The following is a 1,031-nucleotide window of genomic DNA, read 5'->3' on the forward strand; positions in this document are numbered from 1 at the left end:
AGCATTTGTAGCTGTGTTTTATTCAATCCTTATTCCAAACCAACACCTGGATCATCGCACCGTAATTTAGCTCCCGCGGCGCACCCCGTAACGTCTTTTTTGAGAAAAGATGAAAAAGAGGTTGCACATCGAATGGCAAAAATAGCTTCAAATCGATGGATTGGTTCCATTTCATATAATTCATGGATGTCAAAAAGGCTACTTTTTTTACAATAGGCATAAGGCATTCGCTCCAATTGGTTTAGGTTGCTTTGTCGCTACCATTATACCGAATTTTTGGGGGTGCCTGTTTTTTATTGTCTGAGAGACGTTGATATGACTAGGCTCAGAATTATAAAATTAACTCCTCTAAATAAAAAAATATATAAGTAATAACTTAAATACTCATTTCAAAATAGCTAATAGCTTTAGTAATCTAGTGAATTTAAATTACATTTATTATATATATTGACAAATATATATAATATGGTATATTTAACCTATAAAATATTAGGAGGAATAAATATGAAAAATATCTTGAAATTTTGTTTCGGTTTTTCACTAATCATTTCTAGCTTATTTGTACTTAATGTGAACTCGGCAGATGCAGCATCCAAAACCGCTTCTTTCGTTAAGGGGCAGTATCAAGTTCGATCAGCAAGTGTTGATGTAAATTCTATTACAAAAGGCCTATCTATTATAGGAACGAATAGAAGCAGTAATGACTTTCACATCTCTTTAATAAAAGACGGTACTATAATAGACGGCTTCAATGCACCTGGTAACATGTTTTACGATAGATATTACCTATCTACACTTTCAGCAACACCTGGAAACTATTATCTATTACTTACTTGTCCTTCTGAAAATTGTGTCGGAGGAAGTACAACTATTAGTTCATTCTAAATATATCTATATTTAACAAAACGTAATTTATAAAAATCCTTTAATAGATTTTTATAAATTACGTTATTTTTATTCTTATGTAAGCATATCAGATGCCCTCAGTTCATTTTCTATAACCATCACCTGCATACCAAATTCACTAGAAG

General features: G+C 31.8%; 2 protein-coding genes. Both read left to right on the forward strand.

Annotated elements, in window-relative coordinates:
- Positions 1–216 (forward strand): hypothetical protein (locus JFL43_RS22910; RefSeq protein WP_234447967.1); only part of this gene is annotated, 216 nt, incomplete at its 5' end.
- A 288-nt stretch (positions 217–504) separates the two neighbouring features.
- Positions 505–885, forward strand: coding sequence for a hypothetical protein (locus JFL43_RS22125; protein ID WP_200750721.1), 381 nt, complete (start codon positions 505–507; stop codon positions 883–885).
- The last annotated feature ends 146 nt before the right edge of the window (positions 886–1,031 follow it).

It is taken from the genome of Viridibacillus soli (assembly GCF_016612995.1).
Classification (GTDB): Bacteria; Bacillota; Bacilli; order Bacillales_A; family Planococcaceae; genus Viridibacillus; species Viridibacillus soli.